Genomic DNA, 365 nt, shown 5'->3' with positions numbered 1-365 from the left:
GCTTAATAGAAATGTTTGTTTTAACATTGTCTCAGTTCCTTTTTCGATATTCATGGCAATAGTGTACAAGTTTAGCGAGAGATAAAAAGAGGTTTATATGCAAGATAGCATTAAAAGCACTATGAATTTGTTGAAGTTTTTACATTGGTTAGGGGTTTTGATGTTAGTTTGTGGACTTGGGTTTTATATGTTGACTCAATGGAGTCTAGAAATCAGTGGGATGTTATTGATCGCAAGCTTAATTGGCTTAGGTTTAGTGTTGATGTCACCTTATCCTGTGGTGTTATTTATCCAATGGGCGAAGCGTCAGGATGAGTTGCCAAAGTAATAATAGCGTTTGCGACTTTTACAACTCGGCCGAGTCT

At 36.7% G+C, this 365-nt stretch carries 1 protein-coding gene; it reads left to right on the top strand.

Annotated elements, in window-relative coordinates:
* Positions 1–97: 97 nt before the first annotated feature.
* Entirely contained in the window at positions 98–328 is a 231-nt protein-coding gene (locus B4920_RS25950) for a hypothetical protein (RefSeq protein ID WP_037414628.1), read from the top strand.
* Positions 329–365 lie beyond the last annotated feature (37 nt).

The sequence above is a fragment of the Zoogloea sp. LCSB751 genome, assembly GCF_002028455.1.
GTDB lineage: Bacteria > Pseudomonadota > Gammaproteobacteria > Burkholderiales > Rhodocyclaceae > Zoogloea.
The sequence above is the reverse complement of the archived record's forward strand: the minus strand, read 5'-3'. Positions and strand labels throughout refer to the sequence as shown.

Bases quoted from the DNA above. Each gene is read 5' to 3' on its own strand.
- B4920_RS25950 (WP_037414628.1), top strand. From the start codon at position 98: ATGCAAGATAGCATTAAAAGCACTATGAATTTGTTGAAGTTTTTACAT.